The following is a 21,143-nucleotide window of genomic DNA, read 5'->3' on the forward strand; positions in this document are numbered from 1 at the left end:
AGTACCCGCAGGCAAGTACTTTCATACAAATAATATGAAATAAACATCATAAAACATGGATAGAAAATCACGTCAAAAACGGCAAAAGCCGCCAATCTTATTTTTCTTACAAAATTAACGAGAAAAAAATGGATAGAGGAGGGTATTTTTTTACGTAAAATAAATTTTATTATCGTCAAAAACGGCAAAAAAATGCATGGAATTTAGGAGTTATGTAATTTTATTATGAAAAATAACCACGACTACAACTGTGTTTACGTCATCGGTATTCCCCCGCGACAAAGCCTTGTCTCGCGATTGAGGGCTTTTTGCATCACCGCACAACGATCGCTGTTGCATATTGAGCCGTACTCGCCGTTATAGAAAAACTGATACTCATCAAAAGTTAGGCGAGCCTGTCATCAAATCAGTATCTTTGCGTGATAGATTAGTCAATGAAACGTTAAGCACATCACTACAGAGCAACACATCACAGTAAAATGACGAAAAGGATCCCGTCATCAATGAAAGGACTACGTTGGTTTTTACCCCTCATTATTCTTGGTCTTGGCTACCTAGGTTATACCGCTATCGCGACGACACCGCCCGCTCCCCAAGAGAACGACGCGACCCCACCCCCTCCTATTGTTGAAACGAAAGTGGTTAAACCCATACAACACCAGGTGATCATGCGAGGTCACGGTGAAGTCATCCCTGTAGAGGCCACACAGCTTTCTGCCCAAGTGTCCGGTGAAGTGGTCGCATGGCATCCAAATTTCGTTGCTGGCGGCATTGTTAAACGTGGTGATGTGCTGTTTTCAATCGAGCCTGATAACTATCAAGCCGCGGTACTGAGTGCCGAAGCCGACCTTGCCAGTGCAAAAGCGTCCTTGATAGAAGAACAAGCCCAGGCGGCAGTGGCACAACGTCAGGCCAAAAGCCTTCCATCCTCACAAGTCACCGATCTCTACTTACGCAAGCCACAAGTACTCAGTGCAAAAGCCCGCGTAAAATCGGCACAAGCGGCGTTAAAGCGCGCACAACGCGACTTAGAAAACTGCCAAGTGACCGCCCCTTACGATGCGCTCGTCGTGTCGCGAGACGTCGGGGTTGGGCAGTACATCAACGCAGGAAGCCCGGTGGGTGTACTCAATAGCATCGAAGCGGCGGAAGTGCATTTGCCGATTGCTGGCTTCGACACGCTCTTTCTCCCCAAGCCACTGACAGGCATCGAGGTTCAGCTTGTTCGTAACGGCAGCGAGCCAATTCAGCGCCAAGCGACCCTAGTGCGCGACTTAGGCATTGTGGAGCAAAGCACCCGCATGATGCGGGTGGTAGTGCACCTTGATGACCCTTATGGTATCCAGTCAGCTAAACCTGCCCTTCCCTTTGGCAGTTATATCGAGGCGACTTTCAAAGGGTCGACGTTGGAGAATGTCTTCAAGCTTCCGCAATCCTTGATGAACAACCGCCAGGTTTGGGTGGTCGATCACACAGGCAAGCTCACCCCGCGTACGCTGCGCGTAGTAAGAACGGAAGGCCAATATATTTACACTGATCAAGGCTTAAACGCCAATGATCAAGTGGTGACTACCCCGCCTGAATTCCCTGAGCCTGGGATGACAGTGCGCGTCGCATCACAGGTATCGCCGGAGGGTGAAAATGAATAATGCTGACGCACCATCGCGTGGACTCATTGCCTATTTTGCCCACAATCCGGTCGCTGCAAACCTAATAATGGTATTTGTTCTGGTCATGGGGGTCGCCAGTTATTTTTTCATTCAGCGACAGATGTTCCCTAACATCGAGATTAACTACATCCATATTACCGCTGACTATCCTGGCGCTTCCCCCCAAGAAGTGGAAGAGAGCATCTTGGTAAAAGTAGAAGAGGCTATTAAAGATGTCACCGGGATCGAATCAGTGGTTTCAACGGCCCGTCGCGGCTTTGGGCGCGTTGAAATAGAAGTGGATGTTGGAGAAGACCTCAACCTTGTGCTTGACCGCGTCAAACAGGAGGTCGACGCTCTTTCAAACCTCCCCGCCTCGATGGAGCCGCTTAACGTCGCACAAGTGGAATTTCGCCAATCCGTCATTCAAATGGCAGTAGTAGGCAATAAGCCACTGACTGAGCTCAAACGCGCCGCGCAGGATATTGAAGACGAACTCCTCCAGCTCAAGGATGTCACCTTGGTGGAGCTCAGTGCGCCCACCTACGAAATTGCCATCGAGGTGGCGCCCCGTATTCTGCGTAAGTATAACCTCACACTCAATCAAGTGAGTGACGCCATTGCCCGCTATTCCGCCAACTTCTCAGCCGGTGAAGTACGCACCGATAGCGGTATGATTGCAATTCGCGTAGAAAATCAGCGCTATCGTGGTAACGAGTTTCGCCAAATCCCAATAAAAATAGGCCCCAACGGCAGCCGGTTGTTGTTGCAGGATATCGCCACCATTAAAGATGGCTTTACGGAGGGCGAACGCTATTTTAAATACTCAGGGCAAAACGCGATTTTTCTCTCTGTTAACGCCACTGCCAGCGAAAACATGGTCACGGTGGCCGACGCTGTCAAAGGTTATATCAATGAAAAGAACGCAGCGTTACCCTCAGGGCTGGCACTCAAATCGGTAGTAGACATGACACACTACCTCAATGCCCGCCTTGATATGATGCTAAAGAACTTATTACAAGGGGCGGTACTGGTTGCGTTACTGCTGACATTGTTTTTGCGCTTTAAACTTGCTCTCTGGGTGCTTATCGGTTTGCCCGTGTGTTTTCTTGGCGCCGTCATGCTAATGCCGGTGATTGGGGTCAGCATCAACATCGTCTCACTGTTTGCGTTTATTATGGTACTGGGTATCGTCGTCGATGACGCCATCGTGATCGGCGAAAGTGTCTATACCGAAGTCGAGCACAAAGGCGGTGGCATTCATAATGTTATCGTAGGCGCGCAGCGTGTTGCCACCCCTGCCACTTTTGGCGTACTCACCACCATTGCCGTCTTTGCACCTTTTATTATGTCGAGCGGCCCTGAGCGTGCCTTCTTCTTTGGTATCGCGTCAATCGTGATTTTGTGCCTTATTTTTAGCTTGATAGAATCCAAACTAATTTTGCCCGCTCACTTGGCACATACCCACTTTTCTACTCCTAAACCAAACAGCTTCCGCCAACGCTTTAATCGGCAATTCCATCGCTTTGTGAATGGACCATACCGCCGCGCCGTCACCTTCGCGGTACATTGGCGTTGGTCGGCTTTCGCATTGTTTGTTGCCTTATTAGCTATCAGTATTTCATTGGTGGTTGCCAGCCACGTGCGTATGGTACCGACGCCCAAAGTCCCACATGATTTTCCCAATATTCGCCTTGAGATGAACAATAACGCCTCGAGTGAGCAAACCATTGCCGCACTCAAAGCCATTGAAGGCATGGTCTACCGGGTCGATAACGCCACAGAAGCCGAGACGGGCCAGGCCATGGTTCAAGACACCCTCGTATTTAATGAAGGGCGAACCTCGGGACAACTGGTGATCCCCTTAGTGGATGATACATTGCGCCCCTTTACCACCTTCGAATTATCACGGCGCTGGCGTGAGGCGATGCCAGAGATCCCAGGCGTTAAAAAACTCACTATTCAAGATGATGTGAATGGTGGAGGGCAAGGTGATGAGTTTGGCTTTCTCCTCTTTGGGCCCAATATCGATACACTCAATGCGGCCGGACGTGCTTTAATGTCGCGCCTTAACCAGCAAGCGGGCCTTTTCGATATATCCTCTTCCATCGATTCTGGCAGTCAGGAAGTGCTCATTTCCCTCACGCCTGTGGCTCATGATCTTGGACTCGATCTCACCACTATTGCACAACAAGTGGGAGGGAGCTTCTATGGCGGGGAAGCCCAGCGCCTAATCCGTGACGGTGAAGAGATAAAAGTCATGGTGCGCTACCCCAAATTAACGCGAGAGGCATTTTCATCACTGCGTTATGCGGTGATCACCACCCCAACCGGTCAACAAGTCATGTTGGGCGATGTGGTCAAACTGGAGCAACAACCCGGTGTGAGTAGCCTACGCCGTGAGGCTGGATTTAGAACCGTTTATGTTTATGGCGCGATTGATGAAGAGTTAGTGGAACCCAATGAAGTGGTGGAGACCATTCAACAATCCGTCATACCTGAGGTATTGGCCGATTATCCAGATATCACCAGTGAACTCAGTGGTTCGATTGAAGAACAACAGGCACAGCAAGATGAACAAAAGCTTTTCTTTGTTGCCGGGATGATTGTGGTCTATGCGTTGTTAGCCGTGCCCTTAAAAAGCTATACGCAACCACTGATTATCATGTCGGTGATCCCTTTTAGCTTGACGGGTGCTATTTGGGGACATTATTGGTTTGATATTGATTTAAGTATGATGTCGACCTTTGGTTTGATTGCCGCTGCGGGCGTGGTGGTCAACGATGCGCTGGTGATGACTGACTATATTAATCGAGCGCGTAACGCGGGGGTTGCGATCAAAAAAGCAGTGATCGACGCAGGCTGTGCCCGTTTTCGGGCAATCACACTGACGTCTATCACCACCTTTGCGGGCGTGTTGCCCATCATGTTTGAAACCAGCCTGCAAGCAAGGTTTGTGATCCCAATGGCCGTCGCGCTTGGCTTTGCGGTGATATTTGCCACCTTGCTAACGCTGTTTCTGGTGCCGTGTTTGTATCTGATGCTGCAAGATATTGGACAGCTGCTGCGCCGGCTCACTCCCGGCGTTTCCTCATCACAGTCAGAGCCTAACGCGCGATAAAAGAGGTGCCGAGCGCAGCGCCTTGTGCGCCGTGCTTGTCCAGCTGGTTAGCAATGGCAGTCATCGCTAACCAGCGGTTCTCGCACCATGAAGGCGCCAGTAACGTCGGTGGACGTGCACTCGCAGACACGCGATGATACACCACCTCAGGAGGCGTTCGCTGGATCATCATGCTGGCGCTGTCGACGTAGTCTTCTAACGTAATCGCGTCTTGACGCCCTGCACGCCACGCTTTCGCCATGGTACTACCCTCGACAATATGTAGCGGGTGCAGTTTAATCCCATCGGTACCTGTGCTCACGACCCGGTCAATCGTTGTTTGATGATCGGTGATGCCTTCTCCGGGCAAACCAACAATCAAATGCGTGCATACTTTAATGCCCAGTGCACGCGCATGTTGGGTAACACGTTCGTACACCGCCACATCATGACCGCGATTAATGCGTTTCAACGTCTTGTCATGACCCGTTTGTAAACCAAGTTCTAACCACACTTCAAAACCTTGCTGGTAATAGTCAGCGAGGAGCTCGAGGACGGCAGGCGGCACACAATCTGGCCGCGTGCCAACACACAATCCCACCATGTGTTCACGCGCCAGTGCTTGCTCATACAAAGCTTTTAAACGAGTAACCTCGTCGTAGGTACTGGTATAAGCCTGAAAATACGCAAGATAGCGTCGTGCACGATCCACTTCTTTGGCACGTTGCTGTAATTGCTGCTCTACCGAGCCATACTGCGCCTGTTCATCGGCAAACGAAGCCACATTACAAAACGTGCAACCGCCTCGACCGAGTGTGCCATCACGATTAGGGCAACTAAAACCGCCATGTAAAGTGAGCTTATGGACACGTTCTCCATAACGGTGTTTTAGGTCTTGGCCAAGTGTATTGACCAGTTGATGCAGCTCCATAAGGCCTCTGAGATGAAAACAAAGGCGGGATCTTAACAATTGGTGTCGAAGAGACATTGGTGCGGATCAAGCAAGAGTCAGCTTGTTCTAAAACAACAAACCCGCCGTCATGGCGGGTTTGTGTAGCAGAAGCTTGAGCCAATTAGGCCTTGGCTTTCTTCTTACGCTTGTCAGTGGCTTCCCACCGACCGTCAACAAAGAATGCTGACCAGCCGGAGGGCTTTCCGTCTTCTTCGCTACGCACGTAGTTTTCTTTGGTTTTACGCGCAAAACGAACCACAGTAGGACGCCCATCGGGATCTTCCTGCGGCGCATCGGCGAGATAATGGAACTTCTCGGAGATACGATCTTTAAAGCGATGTAACTCTTCCACTAGCGGTGCACGTGTTTCACGAGATTTCGGAAAATTACTCGCGGCCATAAACAGACCTGAGGCACCATCACGTAACACGAAATAGGCATCCGAGTTTTCACATGGCAGCTCGGGGAAATGCACCGGATCCTCCTTCGGTGGCGCGATATCACCATTTTTCAGGATCTTACGCGTGTTCTTACATTCCTCGTTGGTGCAACCCATGTATTTACCGAAACGGCCATTTTTCAGCACCATGTCGCTACCACATTTGTCGCACTCTACCACAGGCCCATCGTAGCCTTTGGGTTTGAACTCCCCTTTTTCAACCACATAGCCTTCGCAGCTCGGGTTATTACCACACACGTGTAACTTGCGATGCTGATCAATGAGGTAAGAGTCCATTGCCGTTTCACAAATCGGACAACGCTTCATCGCCCGAAGATCAGCGGTTTCAACGTCCTCTTCGAGCACATTGACAATACCATCTTCGTCCATCAAGTTGATGGTGGTTTTACACCGCTCTTTCGGAGGTAATGCGTAGCCCGAACAACCGAGGAACACGCCAGTCGATGCGGTACGAATCCCCATTTTACGCCCACAGGTTGGACAGTCGATATCTGTCATCACCATGTTGTTGGGCTTCATTCCACCTTCGTCTTCATCCTGCTCAGCTTGGCCTAACTCAGCGGTGAAATCCGCAAAGAAATCATCAAGCACCGCTTTCCAATCGGCTTGGCCTTCTGCAATTTTATCCAGAGAGGCTTCCATGCGGGCGGTGAAGTCGTAATCCATCAAGTCTGCAAAGCTTTGAGTCAGGCGATCACTGACGATCTCGCCCATTTTCTCTGCGTAAAAACGACGGTTTTCAACCCGTACATAGCCACGGTCTTGAATGGTGGAAATGATCGACGCATAGGTTGAAGGGCGACCAATACCCGCTTTTTCCAACTCTTTGACCAAAGCAGCTTCGGTGTAACGCGCCGGTGGCTTAGTAAAGTGTTGTTTAGGATCGAGTTTGTCCAATGTCAGTGACTGACCCACCTCAACGGCAGGGAGGATTTGATCCTCATTTTTACCTGATGGACGCTGTACACGAGTCCAACCGTCAAAACGTAAGATACGCCCTTTGGCTTTTAAGGTAAATTCACCCGCCCCTACTGTCAGCGTGGTGGAATCATATTTCGCGGGGACCATTTGGCAGGCCACAAATTGGCGCCAAATCAAGTCGTACAGCCGGTGGGCATCTGGATCCATGCCTTGCAGGTCGTTGGCACTCACACCCACATCAGAAGGACGGATCGCTTCGTGCGCCTCTTGTGCATTGGCTTTGGCGCCATACACGTTCGCCGACTCAGGTAAGTACTTCTCACCGTATTCGCTGGCAATGTGGCCACGAGCCGCTTCGACCGCCTCTTTACTAAGGTTAGTCGAGTCGGTACGCATATAGGTGATATAACCCGCCTCATAAAGACGCTGAGCCAACATCATGGTTTTCTTCACCCCAAAGCCGAGACGTGTACTCGCAGCCTGTTGAAGCGTTGATGTGATGTATGGCGCTGACGGTTTACTGCTTGATGGGCGATCTTCACGATCACGCACCACATAGCTCGCGTTTTCTAACGCTGAGACCGCAGCCATAGCCTCATCATTGTGCTTCGGCTTAAAGGGCTTGCCATTTTGTTGCGCCACCAGCAAACGCAGTGCTTGTTCTTTCGGCGTCAGCGTATCGGCATGCACGTCCCAAAACTCTTCGGGTATAAATGCTTTGATCTGATGCTCACGCTCGACCAGCAGCTTAACCGCAACAGACTGAACACGACCGGCCGATAAGCCACGTGCGACTTTTTTCCAAAGCAATGGCGAGACCATAAAACCGACCACACGGTCGAGAAAACGCCTTGCTTGCTGTGCGTTAACACCATCGATATTAACGTCACCTGGCGCCTCAAACGCCTGGGTGATGGCATTTTTTGTGATTTCGTTAAATACCACACGTTTGAAACGATCGTGCTCACCACCGATCAGTTCTCGCAGGTGCCAGGCGATGGCTTCCCCTTCACGGTCCAAATCCGTTGCGAGGTAGACGTTGTCAGCTTGTTCGGCCAATGATTTTAATTCAGCAACGACTTTTTCCTTACCGGGCAGGACTTGGTACTTTGCCTGCCAACCATTGTAAGGGTCAACGCCCATCTTATTGATGAGTGCCTTCTTTTCTTTTTCTTTCTTAATTCGCGCTTTTTCTTCGGCGCTGAGCCCTTTCGTGGACACAGGTGCGGCTTTTTTACCGCCTTGCGTCGCTCCAGTTGGCAAGTCACGAACATGCCCGACACTCGACTTCACAATGAAGTCTTTGCCGAGGTATTTGTTAATCGTTTTCGCCTTTGCTGGGGACTCCACGATGACGAGAGATTTGCCCATAATGACCTAATTGACGCCCTTTGCGCTAAAACTGTCGAAAATTCGTTGCGTTACACTCCTACACATTGGAATGCCGCTATCTGCTTTACAATATTGAGCGAGTCTAGCCGAATATCAACTAAATTCGCAGTAAAACACGCTGATTGCTCGTACCTTCCACAATTGTTAATCAGTTGTGATGGTAGTGTATCTGTTGTTCGCTATGCCACTTTTCGGCAAAAAGCGCGCTAATCATTACCATTGCCACCTGTAAAATGGCTATGTGGATACGGTAATTTTTGGCTTGGCTCACACTATTCTTCGTATTTATCGAATCATGGGGCGATTTTGCCAAGCCAAACGTCTACCAGCGAAAAGCGCGGCGATACATTATTTCACGTGCAAAGCATGCATCGTTGCTTAAACCAGCGGACGCTGGCCACGGCTAATCCACTTAAGCAGCACACGATCGGCGACCTCGGCTGAGGCCCCCGCTAACTTTTCAGCGATATTCTTTCGCTGCTGATAGCTGACGGATAGCACTTTACGGTCGTTATTGGCCGCTTCAAAAAGATACTCATCACTGGTACAAACTTCATCAATTAGACCGAGTCCAAGCGCTTGATTTCCGAACCAGTGTTCACCAGTCGCCACTTCGTCAACATTCAATGATGGCCGATGCTCAGTAATAAATCCTTTAAATAAACCATGCGTTTCTTCCAGCTCGGTTTTGAATTTTTCACGCGCTTTGTCGGTATTCTCACCAAACATGGTTAGAGTACGTTTGAACTCCCCTGCCGTCAGCTGCTCAAACTCGATATCGTTTTTCTTGAGTAACTTATTAAAATTAGGGAGCTGGGCAATCACACCAATCGAGCCAATGATCGCGAAAGGCGCTGCAATCAGTTTGTCAGCCACACACGCCATCATATAGCCACCACTCGCCGCCACCTTGTCAACGGCGACAGTTAGCGGTACACCGGCTTTGCGAACGCGTGCCAGTTGAGAGGCAGCCAACCCATAGCCATGCACCATGCCGCCGCCACTTTCCAGTTTGACTAACACCTCATCCTGATCGGTCGCTACCGATAAAATGGCAGTCACTTCCTCACGTAACGCCTCGACTTCTCGTGCATCAATACTGCCCTTGAACGTCAGAACAAAAAGCTGCGGATCGCGCTGAGTCGGTGCCTCGGTTTGTTTTTTCGCTGCAGCCTTTTGCGCCTTTTCTTCTTTCTTTTTCGCCTTTTTTTCTTCTTTATCGCGCACTTTTAACGATGACTCGTTGTAAAGGTGATGTTCCAGCGACTGACGGTAGGTTTTAAAACTATCAGTTAGGTCAGTGAGTTTAAGGCTCCCTTTTTGCCCACCTTTGTCATTAGCGGCGCGTACAAGCGCCACTAACACGACCGCCGCCATTAAAAAGGTGACGACTTTTGCCAAAAAAAGCCCATAATCCGCGATGAATTCCAATGTTGTATCCTCTTTTTATCTCTGAGTTTGCAATGCCTCAGCCCAGTGCATCACGCACTTGGTTGTCACACATTACCCGCAACCTTACAATAATCTACGTTTAACAATAAATAAGGATTTGTACTGTGGACTATCAAGTAACCTCCGACGCGCTTCAAGGGCGCGTAATTTTGGTCACTGGCGCGGGCGCTGGTATTGGTCGTCAAGCCGCACTGAGCTATGCCGAAAAAGGCGCGACAGTAATTTTGCTCGGTCGCACCGTGAAAAAGCTTGAAGCTGTGTACGATGAAATATCGTCCATGGGCGCACCACAGCCTGCCATTATTCCATTAGACATGCTGGGGGCGACACGCCAGCACTATCTCGATATGGCAGATACCATCGAGCAGCAGTTTGGCCGCTTAGACGGTGTGCTGCATAATGCCGGCCTATTGGGTGTGCTCAGCCCCTTCGATCAAATCGATGAAAAATCTCATGACGATGTGATGCAAGTGAATGTCAAAGCCACCATGCTGATGACACAAGCCTTGCTGCCACTGCTGAAAAAGTCTGATGATGCGCGCGTAGTGTTTACCACGTCCACCGTGGGTCATCAGGGCCGCGCTTACTGGGGCAGCTATGCGATTTCTAAATTCGCTACCGAGGGGATGATGCAGGTGTTGGCCGATGAAATGTCCGATACCAAGGTACGCGTCAATGCCATCAATCCAGGCGGCACCCGCACCAGCATGCGTGCCAGCGCCTTCCCTGGCGAGGATCCAGATACATTGAAAACCCCACTCGATATTATTCCACTCTATATTTACCTGATGGCACCGGAAGGCGTTGAAGTGCATGGCCAATGCATTGATGCGCAGCCAAAACGGTAAATAAAAACGCCCCCATGATGGGGGCGTTGTTTTTCGCGAAGGGGGTTAGAAATCAAAAGCAATTTTGGCTTTAATATTCCGCTCATCACCGTACCAACAATTTAGTTCATCGTAACAACTGTACGTGGTTTTATCGAACAAGTTTGTTGCAGATAGTGACAGTTTCGCCCCTGATAGTGACGTATCCACCTGAGATAAGTCATAGTTCAGTGCCGTGTCAAACACGGTGTAATCAGGCACCGTAAAGGTATTATTTGCGTTACCCTGTGACTCACCCACATAGCGAGCCCCCACACTCACGTCTAACCCAGCCATTAACTGGTGGTGAACCCAAGCACTGGCGGTTTGCTCCGGGACCCAAACAGGCGTTTTCCCTGCTAAGTTAGGATCATCGGTAATTTCCATGTCGATATAACCATAGGTTAAGGCCACATCGGTATCTCGGCTGAGCGCATGATTGAGTTCAACTTCTACGCCTCGCGAACGGATTTCACCCGTTTGAATTTTGGCATATGAATCATTGGGATCGTTGACCAAGGCATCCTGTTTAGTCAATTCAAATAACGCGAGATTCAGTCCTGTCGTCCCCGCCAATGATAAATACTTCAGCCCGGCTTCCCACTGCTCCCCTTGAGAGGGCTTAAACACGTTGCCGCGATTATCCATATCAGTGGGCTCAAAGCTTTCTGAATAGCTGATATAGGGAGAAATGCCGTTATCAAACTGATACATCGCACCGGCACGGAATGCCAAGTTGTAGTGACGAATATTTTTCTCTGAGGTGCTCGGTGATCCAGCATACAACGTCTGCTGATCGTCTTTTAGCTCATATTCATCGTAACGAGCCCCTGCCAATAAAACCCATTGGTTCCAAAGGATCTGGTCTTGAGCGTAGACCCCGGTCTGCGTGACTTCAATGTCATGGCGATCTTGATAAATAAAGTTAAGTGCGTGCGGGTCAACCTGGTTATTATTGGGATTAAAAATATCAATATCCGGTACTGAACCGGCAGCGAGGGTGTCATCGTAACCCACGTCCGAGGACATAGTCTGATAATCGACCCCTAGCAAAGTGTAATGATCTGCCGCCCCCCAGCTCAAGTCACCTGAGAGCTGAGTATCAACCACCCAGGATTCTATCGTTTCATCCGTCAGGTACGCGTTACGCGGGTAGTGTCTGCCATCACTGCTTTTTGTGTGGTACATATTCTTTTGCAGCAAATCGGCATCGGTATAGCGCGCAGTGTGTAATAACGACCAGTTGGATGATAGCTGATGCTGAACTTTATACCCGAGCATCAAAAACTCACGGTCGTAGGTATTCCAGTTGTTATCACCGGAGAAACTGTCACTCGAAAGACGGCCTTGGTCACTGTGCAATACCGAGCCTTTTGCGGGCAATGAAGTGTAGATTCCCGCAGCCGGATCGGCTTGATAATAAAGATTAAAGTTCACCAATGTATCTTGCGAGATACGCCAATCTAGCGACGGAGCCACGACATAACGTTCTTCTTCTGAATCCCCCGCTTGCCCGTCTTTTTGCCGAGCCAGCGCGACCATGCGGTATGCCAGCGGCGTCTCTGAAATCGCTCCAGTACTATCAACAGACACCTCTCGCAGTGCATCCGTATCCGTACTCACGGTGACACGGTGCGCCTTGTCACGCTGGGGAGACTTCGCAATCATGTTGACCATGCCACCCGGTGGAATATTTCCGTACAACACGGATGTTGGCCCTTTAAAAACCTCGACTTGCTCAATCGCGATAGGATCAATCTGTGGCTGTAAATTCCAGGTGTTGTAAGGGACCGCTAATCCGTCGTAAAAATTTTGATAGTTGATAAAACCACGAATATTGAAAAGGTCGAGACGGGTCACTGCCCCACCACGAAGTTCGGTATTTACGCCCGGCGTATAGCGCACCGCTTCGCTTAGTGAACTTGCTTGGCGCTGCTCCAAGGTTTCGCGGTTAATCACTGTGACCGCTTGTGGTGTCTCTTCAGGTGCCAATACCGTTTTTGTCGCGGTATTTCGGTAGGTATCCCCTAGAATGTGCAGTGTTTCAATTTGATCATTTTCTGTTTCTGCATTCGCCAAAGGAGTGACCAAACTACCGATCACAGCCAAAGCCAGTGGTGAAAGGCGCCAGTTCATCATTTCTGTGTGCGCAAAATGTGTGTACATCCTGATATCCTTCTAACGACCCAAAAGTGTAAAACGGAATCATTCGCATTTTATGGATATACACGGAGAATACTGTTCATTTTGGTGCATGATGATCATGGTCAAGCGGTATCCAGTACGCCATTTCGGCAGTCTCTGAGTACGGTTGGTAACCGGGGGGATACACTTCAAGCTCAACCCCATCCATACATTTATACCCAGAGGCCGGTAGCCAATGATGAATAAATGCGTGTAGTGTCTTAGGAAGCTCACTCACTGGGCCAGTATGGGAAATGACCGCGTAGGTTGTCTCAGGGATCGTCCACGTCGTAGCGGCTGATACGTAAGAAGTTGGCTGCTGTTGACCAGCAAGGTATGGCAGAGGCGCGTGCAATGTGTCGGCACTGGCGACATCAATCGCACCGATACTGGGCTGATGCGGATCAATCACGCCACGAGCATGGGCTTGTTGCCACAGTGCGGGGACAACATCATGAAAATTGGGCTCTGGCGCAAATAATCCTAAAATAGGCGCCACATATCCCATTAGCATAACGGCAGGGCGTGTTTGAATATGAACGGACAACCACGACGGTTGCGGTGTGGCGAGAGTCGTAATCTGTAAAGGAGTGCGAATGCCATCCATCACACCACGCCGACGATAATCTCGAGGACTAACACCATATTGCTGCCGAAAGGCGCGTGAAAAATTGGCCTCAGATGCAAAGCCATACGACAGAGCGATATCAATAATGCGGCTTTTGTCCGTTAATAGCTGTTTCGCGGCACAACTCAATTTAAGCTCACGCACGTAATGCGCAACACTGACGCCTGTTTGCTCGGAAAACACACGCTGCAACTGCCAGCGTGACCAGCAACTTTGCGCTGCTAACGCATTGACAGACAAGGGTTGGTCTAAGTGCGTATGGATGTAGCCTAACACACGTTCAATCCGATTAAAGCGAGTGGTTTGATAAGGCTCAGGGGCGGTTTTCATTACGTCCGTATATCGATAATTTTATAAACAACCAAGACGTTAACACAAATCATAATTGTTATCATCTGAGATGAGGAGTCATTAAAGACATTCAGAGCGTACCTGACACTAGATGACCTCAACGCACAACCCACTCTCCAAATAAAAAGCCCAGCGACAAGGCCGGGCTTAATAAACTCATCTGTCCCGTCCTGAAATACGTTGACATAAAGAGGACTTCTTTATGACAACATCAAGTAATTCAAGCCGTAAGCGCACGCAACGTGATTACACCTTAGCCTTTAAATTAGGCGTTGTAGAGCGTGTTGAAAAAGGCGAAATGACGTACAAACAAGCTCAAGCCCGTTTTGGCATTCAGGGCCGCTCAACGGTACTCGTCTGGCTCAGAAAACATGGTAGACTCGATTGGTCGAAGCCATTTCAGCATCCCCTTATGCCACATTCAAAAGAAACCCCATCCGAAACTATCAAGCGCCTTGAGCGTGAGTTAGCCGAAGAGAAACTGCGTAACCAAATCCTCAATGGTATGGTCGATATCATGGACAATGAGTACGGAGCCGGCCTCAGAAAAAAGTACTTATCCGGTACATCTGGCAAGCCAAAGCCAAAAGTAAAATAAAGTTAGCGGCGGCATGTCGTGCCACAGGCATTTCTCGGCAAGGTGTCTATCAAGCCGTTGCTCGAATGGAAAGCCGAAGAGCTGAACTATCAATCATCAGAGACTGGGTCCAATACTGGCGTAAGTATATGCCGAGGTTAGGGGCGCGTAAGCTCTACGCGTTGGTAAAGCCCAAGCTAGTTGAACACGAAATTAAGCTAGGGCGAGACGGGTTTTTTAGCTATCTGAGAAGCGAAGGCTTACTGGTTAAACCCAAGAAAAGCTACACAAAAACTACGTGTAGTAAGCACTGGATGAAGAAGCATCCTAACCTGCTAAAAGAAGACGGACTGCATGATGCTGCGCATGTACTGGTCAGCGACATCACTTATGTTGAATCAGACCAAGGTGTGCACTATCTGTCACTGGTGACCGATGCCAACTCACGCAAGATAGTGGGTCATCACGTTAGCGAAGATATGAAAGTCGACAATGTAGTGAAAGCGCTGAAAATGGCCGTCAAAGATAAGCGCTATATCGGCAATGCGGTACATCACTCAGACCGAGGTTCGCAATACTGCTCAGCCGTTTATCAGAGTGCGCTACAGGAGAGTCAAATCCAGCCGTCGATGACGGATGGTTATGATTGCTACCAAAACGCGTTAGCGGAAAGAGTCAATGGCATACTGAAGCATGAGTTTTTACTGTACCGGTGTAAGACACTGACAGAGCTTAAAATACTGGTAAAAGAATCGATAGCGATATACAACGAAATGAGACCGCACCTAAGTTTAAGTATGGCAACCCCCAATCAGGTGCATAATAAAAAAGGCCAGCTACTGGAGCTGGCCTAAAAACTGTCAACCTATATTAGGACGGGACAATCACCGAAAAGGAGCTTTATTTACGCGTACGCGGTTTTCCTTTGCCACGTGGGGCAACAGGGCGCTGATTACCTTTTTTCGGGCCACTACCTTTCGGACCTGCCGCTGGCGCATTGCCACGACGCGCTTGACGGGCTTTCTTCGGCTTGTCTTTGGTATCATCGATACGCTCTTCATAACGACGTACCGCTCGACGAATTTTCTGACGTGACTTCTTACGCTTCTGATCTTCAGGCGTGATCACCGTCTGCGACTCTGGTTTCATTTCCACCATTTCGCGCAAATAATTCACCTCTTTCAGCTCCATTTCACGCCAGCCACCGCGCGGGAGATCTTTTTCAAGGTAGATATCGCCATAGCGAACACGCTTCAAGCGACTCACCGTCACACCTTGGGTTTCCCATAAACGACGAACCTCACGGTTACGCCCTTCAGTGATCACAACATAGAAGGTGTGATTCATCCCCTCGCCACCCGCGTAGACCACATCCTCAAAACGGGCGACGCCGTCTTCAAGCTCTACACCGGCAACCAGCTTGCGCACCATGTCTTCATTAACTTCACCAAAAACACGAACCATATATTCACGCTGCACTTGGCGACTCGGGTGCATCAAGCGATTGGCTAGCTCACCGTCGGTTGTAAACAGCATGAGGCCGGACGTATTCGCATCTAAGCGACCGACCGCCACCCAACGGGCATCTTTAAGTTTAGGTAACCGATCAAAGACAGTACGACGACCTTCTGGGTCGCTACGGGTACACAATTCACCTTCTGGCTTGTTATAGGCCAGTACGCGACACACCGAATCAGAAGATGCACTGAGCGGCACCGTGTGGCCATCGACACGCACCAGCGCGCTCGGATCGTCAAGACGGTCGCCTAATTTTGCCACCACCCCATTGACACTCACTCGGCCGGATTGGATATACCCTTCCATCTCGCGACGAGAACCCATACCAGCACGCGCTAGCACCTTCTGTAATTTTTCGCTCATGTTTGTCTCTTACCTTACTGTCGCCTTCACAGGCGTCAAAAACGGGATAACTCTACGTTATGGCTGGTTATTATATGCCTCTGACAACGACCTATTGAACGTATCCAAACAAGATCGTGCGCGGCACAATAATCGGTGCCAATGATACACGACAGCGTCACGCACGCATAGAGAAATACGCCTTTGCCTCTGGGTGAAGCGGTCAGTTTTTATACGTCTTTTATCTCGCTCATTATCGCTTCTCTGTGCTGGACGTGAAAGTTCTCACAGCTGCTGGGCTAAAGTACCTGTAACATCTCGTCAGTCTATAACTTGTGCTAGAGCGGTATAGCATGCTTTCGATCGAAGACAACAAAACCAAATGGGACTTTTTCCAGAAACACCACTGGGTATCTCATGAATTCTCACGTACCCCCGTACTTAAATCGTGGGAGCGCTGTATAAAGCAATGCAATCCTTACACTTGGTCAAAACCACACATTGCGTCTGGTTTTACCTTGTCGTCTTTGATGAAACGCAACGAACATCTGATCGAATGTGCCACGACCGTCCTTGAAGATACTTACGATATGTTAGGGGAAGAGAATTTGCTATTGGTTGTGACGGACAACAATGGCTGCATTCTTTCTCTCGTCGGGCATGACACAATAAAGCAGCAGATGAACGAGCTTGGTATCAAACAAGGTTGCTTTCTTTCTGAAGGAAAGATTGGCACCAATGCAGTCAATCTCTGCATCAACACCCATATGCCTTGTGAAGTCTTTGCCGCTGAACATTTTAACCGTCACCTACATCCTTATGCCTCCGTCGCAGCGCCTGTTTTCGATCAATTTGGCAAGTTACGAGGGACAACGTGTTTGATCAAAAACGCAGAACGCTACCAGAAAGAGAGCCTCGTCATCATCGCGTCAAGTGCGAGAGAGATCAGTTTGCAGATACATATTCATTCTGAACAAGAGAATATTAACCGTCTGTCCTGCGCACACAACGCCACACTAGAGTGCATGGATGATGGCCTCCTGGCATGGGATGAAGACAACCACATCACAATGGTCAACCATCAATCTGAGCAGTTACTGAATATTGAGGCAAGCGATGTCTTAGAGAAAGATGTGTTCTGTGTTTTTCGTTTCCCTCCTAATGTACTCAACAGTATTGAGTCTGGCACAACGATTAAGCGTAAACTGACCACAATAGAAGTCAGGGGTGAGTTCGTCGAAGCCATTATCACGCTGCGTGCGCTCAATGACGGCACCCACTTACTGTTCTTACACCCCATCGATAAAATTCGCGAGCTAGCTCAACAGCAAATCGGAGGCAGTGCACGATATACATTCAATACGTTGCCTGTTATTTCACGCAAGATGAAACACGTGATTACCATGGCTAAACGGGCGATAAAATCGAATTCACCGATTTTCATTACTGGCGAGGAAGGTGTAGGAAAGGCGACGTTAGCCATGGCGATTCATAACGAAAGTAGCTACAAAGATGGGCCATTCATTACGCTCAACTGCCGCTCGATCAATACGGAGCAACTGGTGAAAGAGACCCTGGGCTATGATGAAGGACAGGGCATGCCTTCTAAGTTTGAGTTAGCTCACGGCGGAACTCTATTTTTAGAAAAAGTCGAATACCTATCGCCAGATCTACAAGCCGTCTTGCTAAAGCTATTAAAGACAGGCTTGGTAAGCCGTAGCGATAGCTTGCGATTGATCCCAGTAGACTTTCAACTCATTACCAGCACGACCGCGGAAATCAGCGAATACGTTACACAGCGCTCATTTGGTCGCCAACTTTACTATGAGTTATCCTCAAACGAACTTCCTATTTCGCCACTAAGAAAACGCAGAGAAGATATCGAACATCTTGTCCAACAACTGATTAATCATTATGAGCGTCGCCACAATGTAACCCTCTCTATAGAACAAGTGGCATTGGAAGCGTTAATGAATTTTCGTTGGCCAGGAAATAACTCCGAGTTAAGAAACCGAATTGAGCGCATCTTGCTTAATCGAGGTTCAAACTTAATAAAACTGAGTGATATTCCTGAGGACATAAAATTGAACGCCCACCATCGTACAGATAATACACCGATCGTAACCCTAGAAGAAGCCGAGAAAAGAGCCATTGTTCAGGCCTGGAATCAATATAATGGGAAAATGAACGAGATGGCCAAAGCACTACAAATTGGGCGCACGACACTGTGGCGAAAAATCAAAAAATTTGGGTTACATGAACAAATGGAGTGGTACTAGCAAGCCATAATAAAACAAGTCATATTGAAAAAACCGGCGTTGAACGCCGGTTTATACGTAGAGGAACGCTATTCCTGCAAAGACAGTTGGCGAATCTGTGCTTTGAGTCCTGGCAACAGGCTAGCGCTCGCACTGAATTTACGAAGACCAATACCAAGTAACGTTTGTGTTGCGTTCGGATCACCCGCCATCTCGCCACACATGCTAACAGGAATACCAGCACGCTCACCGGCAGCACACGTCAGCTCAATGGCTTTTAATACCGACGGTTCAAAATAATTAACAAGCTCTGCGACTGCCGTATTGCCGCGATCTGCCGCCATAACATATTGCGTCAGATCGTTGGTGCCAATAGAAAAAAAGTCGACTTCTTGCGCCAACGCATCCGCATTCAGGACAGCAGCGGGTACTTCTATCATAATACCGACAGGAAGCTTACTGGCATCCACCCCTAATTGCTGTGCTTGATGCGCCAACAACGCTTTCACTTTTTTTACTTCTTCAACTTGAGCGACCATAGGTATCATCAGTTGAATATTAGGCTGTACCTGAAACGCCTTTAAAATCGCGCGCAGTTGCGTGTTAAATAAGGCTTCATGCTTAAGGCACAAACGTACCCCTCTCAAACCTAAAAAGGGATTCTCTTCCGCAGGCATCGGATATGCCGCTAGAGGTTTATCCCCCCCCACATCGAGACTACGAATGGTGAGTGGTTTATCGCCGAGCGCAACGGCAATATCTCGATAAACTTGGTATTGTTCATCTTCAGTCGGTAAGGCTTCACTGTCTTGGAATAAAAACTCGGTACGAAATAGACCAACACCTTCTGCCCCCGATGTTAACGCATTGTCCAAATCATTCGGCCCACCAATATTCGCTAACACGGGAATAGCGAGACCATCGCGAGTCATCGCCACTTGCTGTGCGCTCGCTAGCGCACTTTTCCGCGCGTGTTGCCATTCAATTTGCTGCGCGTCTAGCGCCTGCTGTATCTCATCTGACGGTGCAAACCATAAGTGCCCTTTGAAGCCATCCAGCGTCACCATTTGACCGGACCGGACGGTGTCGAGACATCCTTGCGCTTTTACCATCGCGGGGATCCCCATCGCCCGAGCAAGTATCGCACTATGGGACGTTTTACCGCCTTCACTTAAACAGATACCGAGCACTTTTGATTTATCGAATCCAGCCACATCCGAGGGCATAAGGTCATGGGCCAATAAAATACTTGGCTCATTAATCTCAACGGCATGAGGTTTGGCACCTGTCATTTCAACCATCACTTGGCGGGCAATATCATATACATCGGCTTCACGTTCGCGCATGTATAACGTCTCAGCGTGACGGTATTCTTCGGCCAGCGCGTGAAGGGTTTCTAACCACGCTTGCTCGGCAATCATGCCTGATTGAATATGCGATTCGACCGATTGCCATAATTCAGGATCAGTTAACATCATACTATGCGCCGAAAATATATCTCCTTTCGCTTGCTTGGCTTGGCGTTGTAAACGCTGAACAACGCACTCTATGGCGTGCTTAACATGCGCCATTTCATCGATTTTATGACCAAAGGGGCGATCGGGTACGGGTGGCATGTGACTGGTAAAAAGAACAACGGGCGCCGTTACAATACCTTCATTCACGCTAATCCCCGTGATCGCGCCTTCAATGGTTTGCGGACTCACCTCATGCTGTAATGTATCGACTTCATCGCTTTGATGTTCGAGAACGCCATCATCAACGGCTTGTTTTTCGCCAAAGTGATCATGTGCCAGTGCTTTAAATGCTGCTATTGCCTCCACGGCTTGGGATCCAAGGGCATGTATAGTTATGGTGTCATTGCAACGGACACCAAGCTTCGCAATGCTATTGAGGCTTTTTGCATTGACCTGTCGATCGCCCTTTTGTAGCCAGAGTTGACAGTCAAAACGCGCCAGTGTGCCAACAATGGCGGCGGCTGGCCGAGCATGTAATCCATGCGGATTTTGCACGATCCAGTCATATGTCAGCGTTTCTTTATCCTGCTTCGCCGTTTGCGCGGGTTCCGCGTCTGTTGAAGGCTGATCACCCAGATGCGCTTGTTTTACACTCAAGGCATTTTGCGCTTCCTCTACCACGGTTGCCAAAGGTAACCCTGCCGCTGCTGCCACCGAGGCCGCCATCGTCCCTTCGACGATGGGTGCTGACATTAACGTAACATTCTTCTTTATTTGATCATCAAGGAGATCTATCGCCATTTCTGCACTCAATAATGCGCTACCAAGATCCATCAAGACAATAACGCCTTTCTCATCATGTACCCGCTCTATCGCTTCCATGACAGCAATGGTATCGGTGCCTATCGGATTGTCAGGATCATCAACACCTGCAGCAATGGCGATATTCGCTTTGCCTTGGGTCATTTGGGTCGCTAATTCAGCGACCCCCTCAGCAAGGCGACGACTATGAGAGACAACAACAATTCCCACCATC

12 protein-coding genes are annotated in these 21,143 nt (G+C 49.1%); 5 read left to right on the forward strand and 7 right to left on the reverse strand.

Features of this window, described 5'->3' with window-relative positions; all coding sequences use genetic code 11:
- The first annotated feature begins 503 nt into the window (after positions 1 to 503).
- Positions 504 to 1,649, forward strand: coding sequence for an efflux RND transporter periplasmic adaptor subunit (locus tag BUQ98_RS05725; RefSeq protein WP_074212901.1), 1,146 nt, complete (start codon positions 504 to 506; stop codon positions 1,647 to 1,649).
- Entirely contained in the window at positions 1,642 to 4,770 is a 3,129-nt protein-coding gene (locus BUQ98_RS05730) for an efflux RND transporter permease subunit (RefSeq protein WP_074212902.1), read from the forward strand. Before BUQ98_RS05725 ends, BUQ98_RS05730 begins: the two co-directional genes overlap by 8 nt.
- Here the strand turns inward: BUQ98_RS05730 and BUQ98_RS05735 are convergent.
- The 3 genes from BUQ98_RS05735 to sohB form a co-directional block, all read right to left on the reverse strand.
- A complete protein-coding gene (locus tag BUQ98_RS05735) occupies positions 4,757 to 5,680 on the reverse strand; it encodes a tRNA modification radical SAM protein MnmL/YtqA (protein WP_074212903.1) in 924 nt (307 codons plus the stop codon). The genes BUQ98_RS05730 and BUQ98_RS05735 overlap by 14 nt on opposite strands.
- A gap of 142 nt (positions 5,681 to 5,822) precedes the next feature.
- A complete protein-coding gene (gene topA / locus BUQ98_RS05740; RefSeq protein WP_074212904.1) occupies positions 5,823 to 8,453 on the reverse strand; it encodes a type I DNA topoisomerase in 2,631 nt (876 codons plus the stop codon).
- 399 nt (positions 8,454 to 8,852) lie between these two features.
- Positions 8,853 to 9,905 (reverse strand): protease SohB, encoded by a 1,053-nt coding sequence (sohB, locus tag BUQ98_RS05745; protein ID WP_074212905.1) that lies wholly within the window; start codon positions 9,903 to 9,905, stop codon positions 8,853 to 8,855.
- Positions 9,906 to 10,030: 125 nt separating this feature from the next.
- On the opposite strand from sohB, the gene BUQ98_RS05750 reads away from it, so the two are divergent.
- A complete protein-coding gene (locus BUQ98_RS05750) occupies positions 10,031 to 10,774 on the forward strand; it encodes a YciK family oxidoreductase (protein ID WP_074212906.1) in 744 nt (247 codons plus the stop codon).
- A gap of 45 nt (positions 10,775 to 10,819) precedes the next feature.
- On the opposite strand, the gene BUQ98_RS05755 is transcribed toward BUQ98_RS05750, so the two are convergent.
- Together BUQ98_RS05755 and BUQ98_RS05760 are read right to left on the reverse strand one after the other, a co-directional pair.
- Positions 10,820 to 12,958: a TonB-dependent siderophore receptor gene (locus tag BUQ98_RS05755; RefSeq protein WP_074212907.1), complete on the reverse strand. Its 2,139-nt coding sequence runs from the start codon at positions 12,956 to 12,958 to the stop codon at positions 10,820 to 10,822.
- A gap of 76 nt (positions 12,959 to 13,034) precedes the next feature.
- Complete coding sequence (locus BUQ98_RS05760) at positions 13,035 to 13,934, reverse strand: helix-turn-helix domain-containing protein (RefSeq protein ID WP_074212908.1); 900 nt, start codon at positions 13,932 to 13,934, stop codon at positions 13,035 to 13,037.
- A 223-nt stretch (positions 13,935 to 14,157) separates the two neighbouring features.
- Here BUQ98_RS05760 and BUQ98_RS16775 point away from each other — a divergent pair.
- A protein-coding gene (locus BUQ98_RS16775) for an IS3 family transposase (protein ID WP_139294610.1) occupies positions 14,158 to 15,386 on the forward strand; the annotation gives its coding sequence in 2 pieces (ribosomal slippage) (positions 14,158 to 14,509 and positions 14,509 to 15,386; 1,230 coding nt in all).
- Between the two features lie 46 nt (positions 15,387 to 15,432).
- On the opposite strand, the gene rluB is transcribed toward BUQ98_RS16775, so the two are convergent.
- On the reverse strand, positions 15,433 to 16,413 hold the full coding sequence (rluB, locus tag BUQ98_RS05775; RefSeq protein WP_074212909.1) for a 23S rRNA pseudouridine(2605) synthase RluB: 981 nt from the start codon (positions 16,411 to 16,413) through the stop codon (positions 15,433 to 15,435).
- A gap of 332 nt (positions 16,414 to 16,745) precedes the next feature.
- Between rluB and dhaR the strand changes: the two genes are divergently transcribed.
- Positions 16,746 to 18,671 carry a dihydroxyacetone kinase operon transcriptional regulator DhaR gene (gene dhaR, locus BUQ98_RS05780; protein ID WP_074212910.1) on the forward strand — a complete coding sequence of 642 codons (1,926 nt, stop codon included), beginning with the start codon at positions 16,746 to 16,748 and terminating at the stop codon, positions 18,669 to 18,671.
- Positions 18,672 to 18,739: 68 nt separating this feature from the next.
- Here dhaR and ptsP read toward each other — a convergent pair whose 3' ends face one another.
- Positions 18,740 to 21,142, reverse strand: coding sequence for a phosphoenolpyruvate--protein phosphotransferase (gene ptsP, locus BUQ98_RS05785; RefSeq protein WP_074212911.1), 2,403 nt, complete (start codon positions 21,140 to 21,142; stop codon positions 18,740 to 18,742).
- Between the last annotated feature and the right edge of the window lies 1 nt (position 21,143).

This window comes from Salinivibrio sp. ES.052 (genome assembly GCF_900141775.1).
In the GTDB taxonomy this organism is placed as follows: domain Bacteria; phylum Pseudomonadota; class Gammaproteobacteria; order Enterobacterales; family Vibrionaceae; genus Salinivibrio.

What these genes read in the sequence shown, in the direction of transcription:
- BUQ98_RS05725 (WP_074212901.1), top strand. Translation starts at nt 504, where the DNA reads ATGAAAGGACTACGTTGGTTTTTACCCCTCATTATTCTTGGTCTTGGC.
- BUQ98_RS05730 (WP_074212902.1), top strand. Translation starts at nt 1,642, where the DNA reads ATGAATAATGCTGACGCACCATCGCGTGGACTCATTGCCTATTTTGCC.
- BUQ98_RS05735 (WP_074212903.1), bottom strand. Translation starts at nt 5,680, where the DNA reads ATGGAGCTGCATCAACTGGTCAATACACTTGGCCAAGACCTAAAACAC.
- topA (WP_074212904.1), bottom strand. Translation starts at nt 8,453, where the DNA reads ATGGGCAAATCTCTCGTCATCGTGGAGTCCCCAGCAAAGGCGAAAACG.
- BUQ98_RS05755 (WP_074212907.1), bottom strand. Translation starts at nt 12,958, where the DNA reads ATGTACACACATTTTGCGCACACAGAAATGATGAACTGGCGCCTTTCA.
- BUQ98_RS05760 (WP_074212908.1), bottom strand. Translation starts at nt 13,934, where the DNA reads ATGAAAACCGCCCCTGAGCCTTATCAAACCACTCGCTTTAATCGGATT.
- rluB (WP_074212909.1), bottom strand. Translation starts at nt 16,413, where the DNA reads ATGAGCGAAAAATTACAGAAGGTGCTAGCGCGTGCTGGTATGGGTTCT.
- dhaR (WP_074212910.1), top strand. Translation starts at nt 16,746, where the DNA reads ATGCTTTCGATCGAAGACAACAAAACCAAATGGGACTTTTTCCAGAAA.
- ptsP (WP_074212911.1), bottom strand. Translation starts at nt 21,142, where the DNA reads ATGGTGGGAATTGTTGTTGTCTCTCATAGTCGTCGCCTTGCTGAGGGG.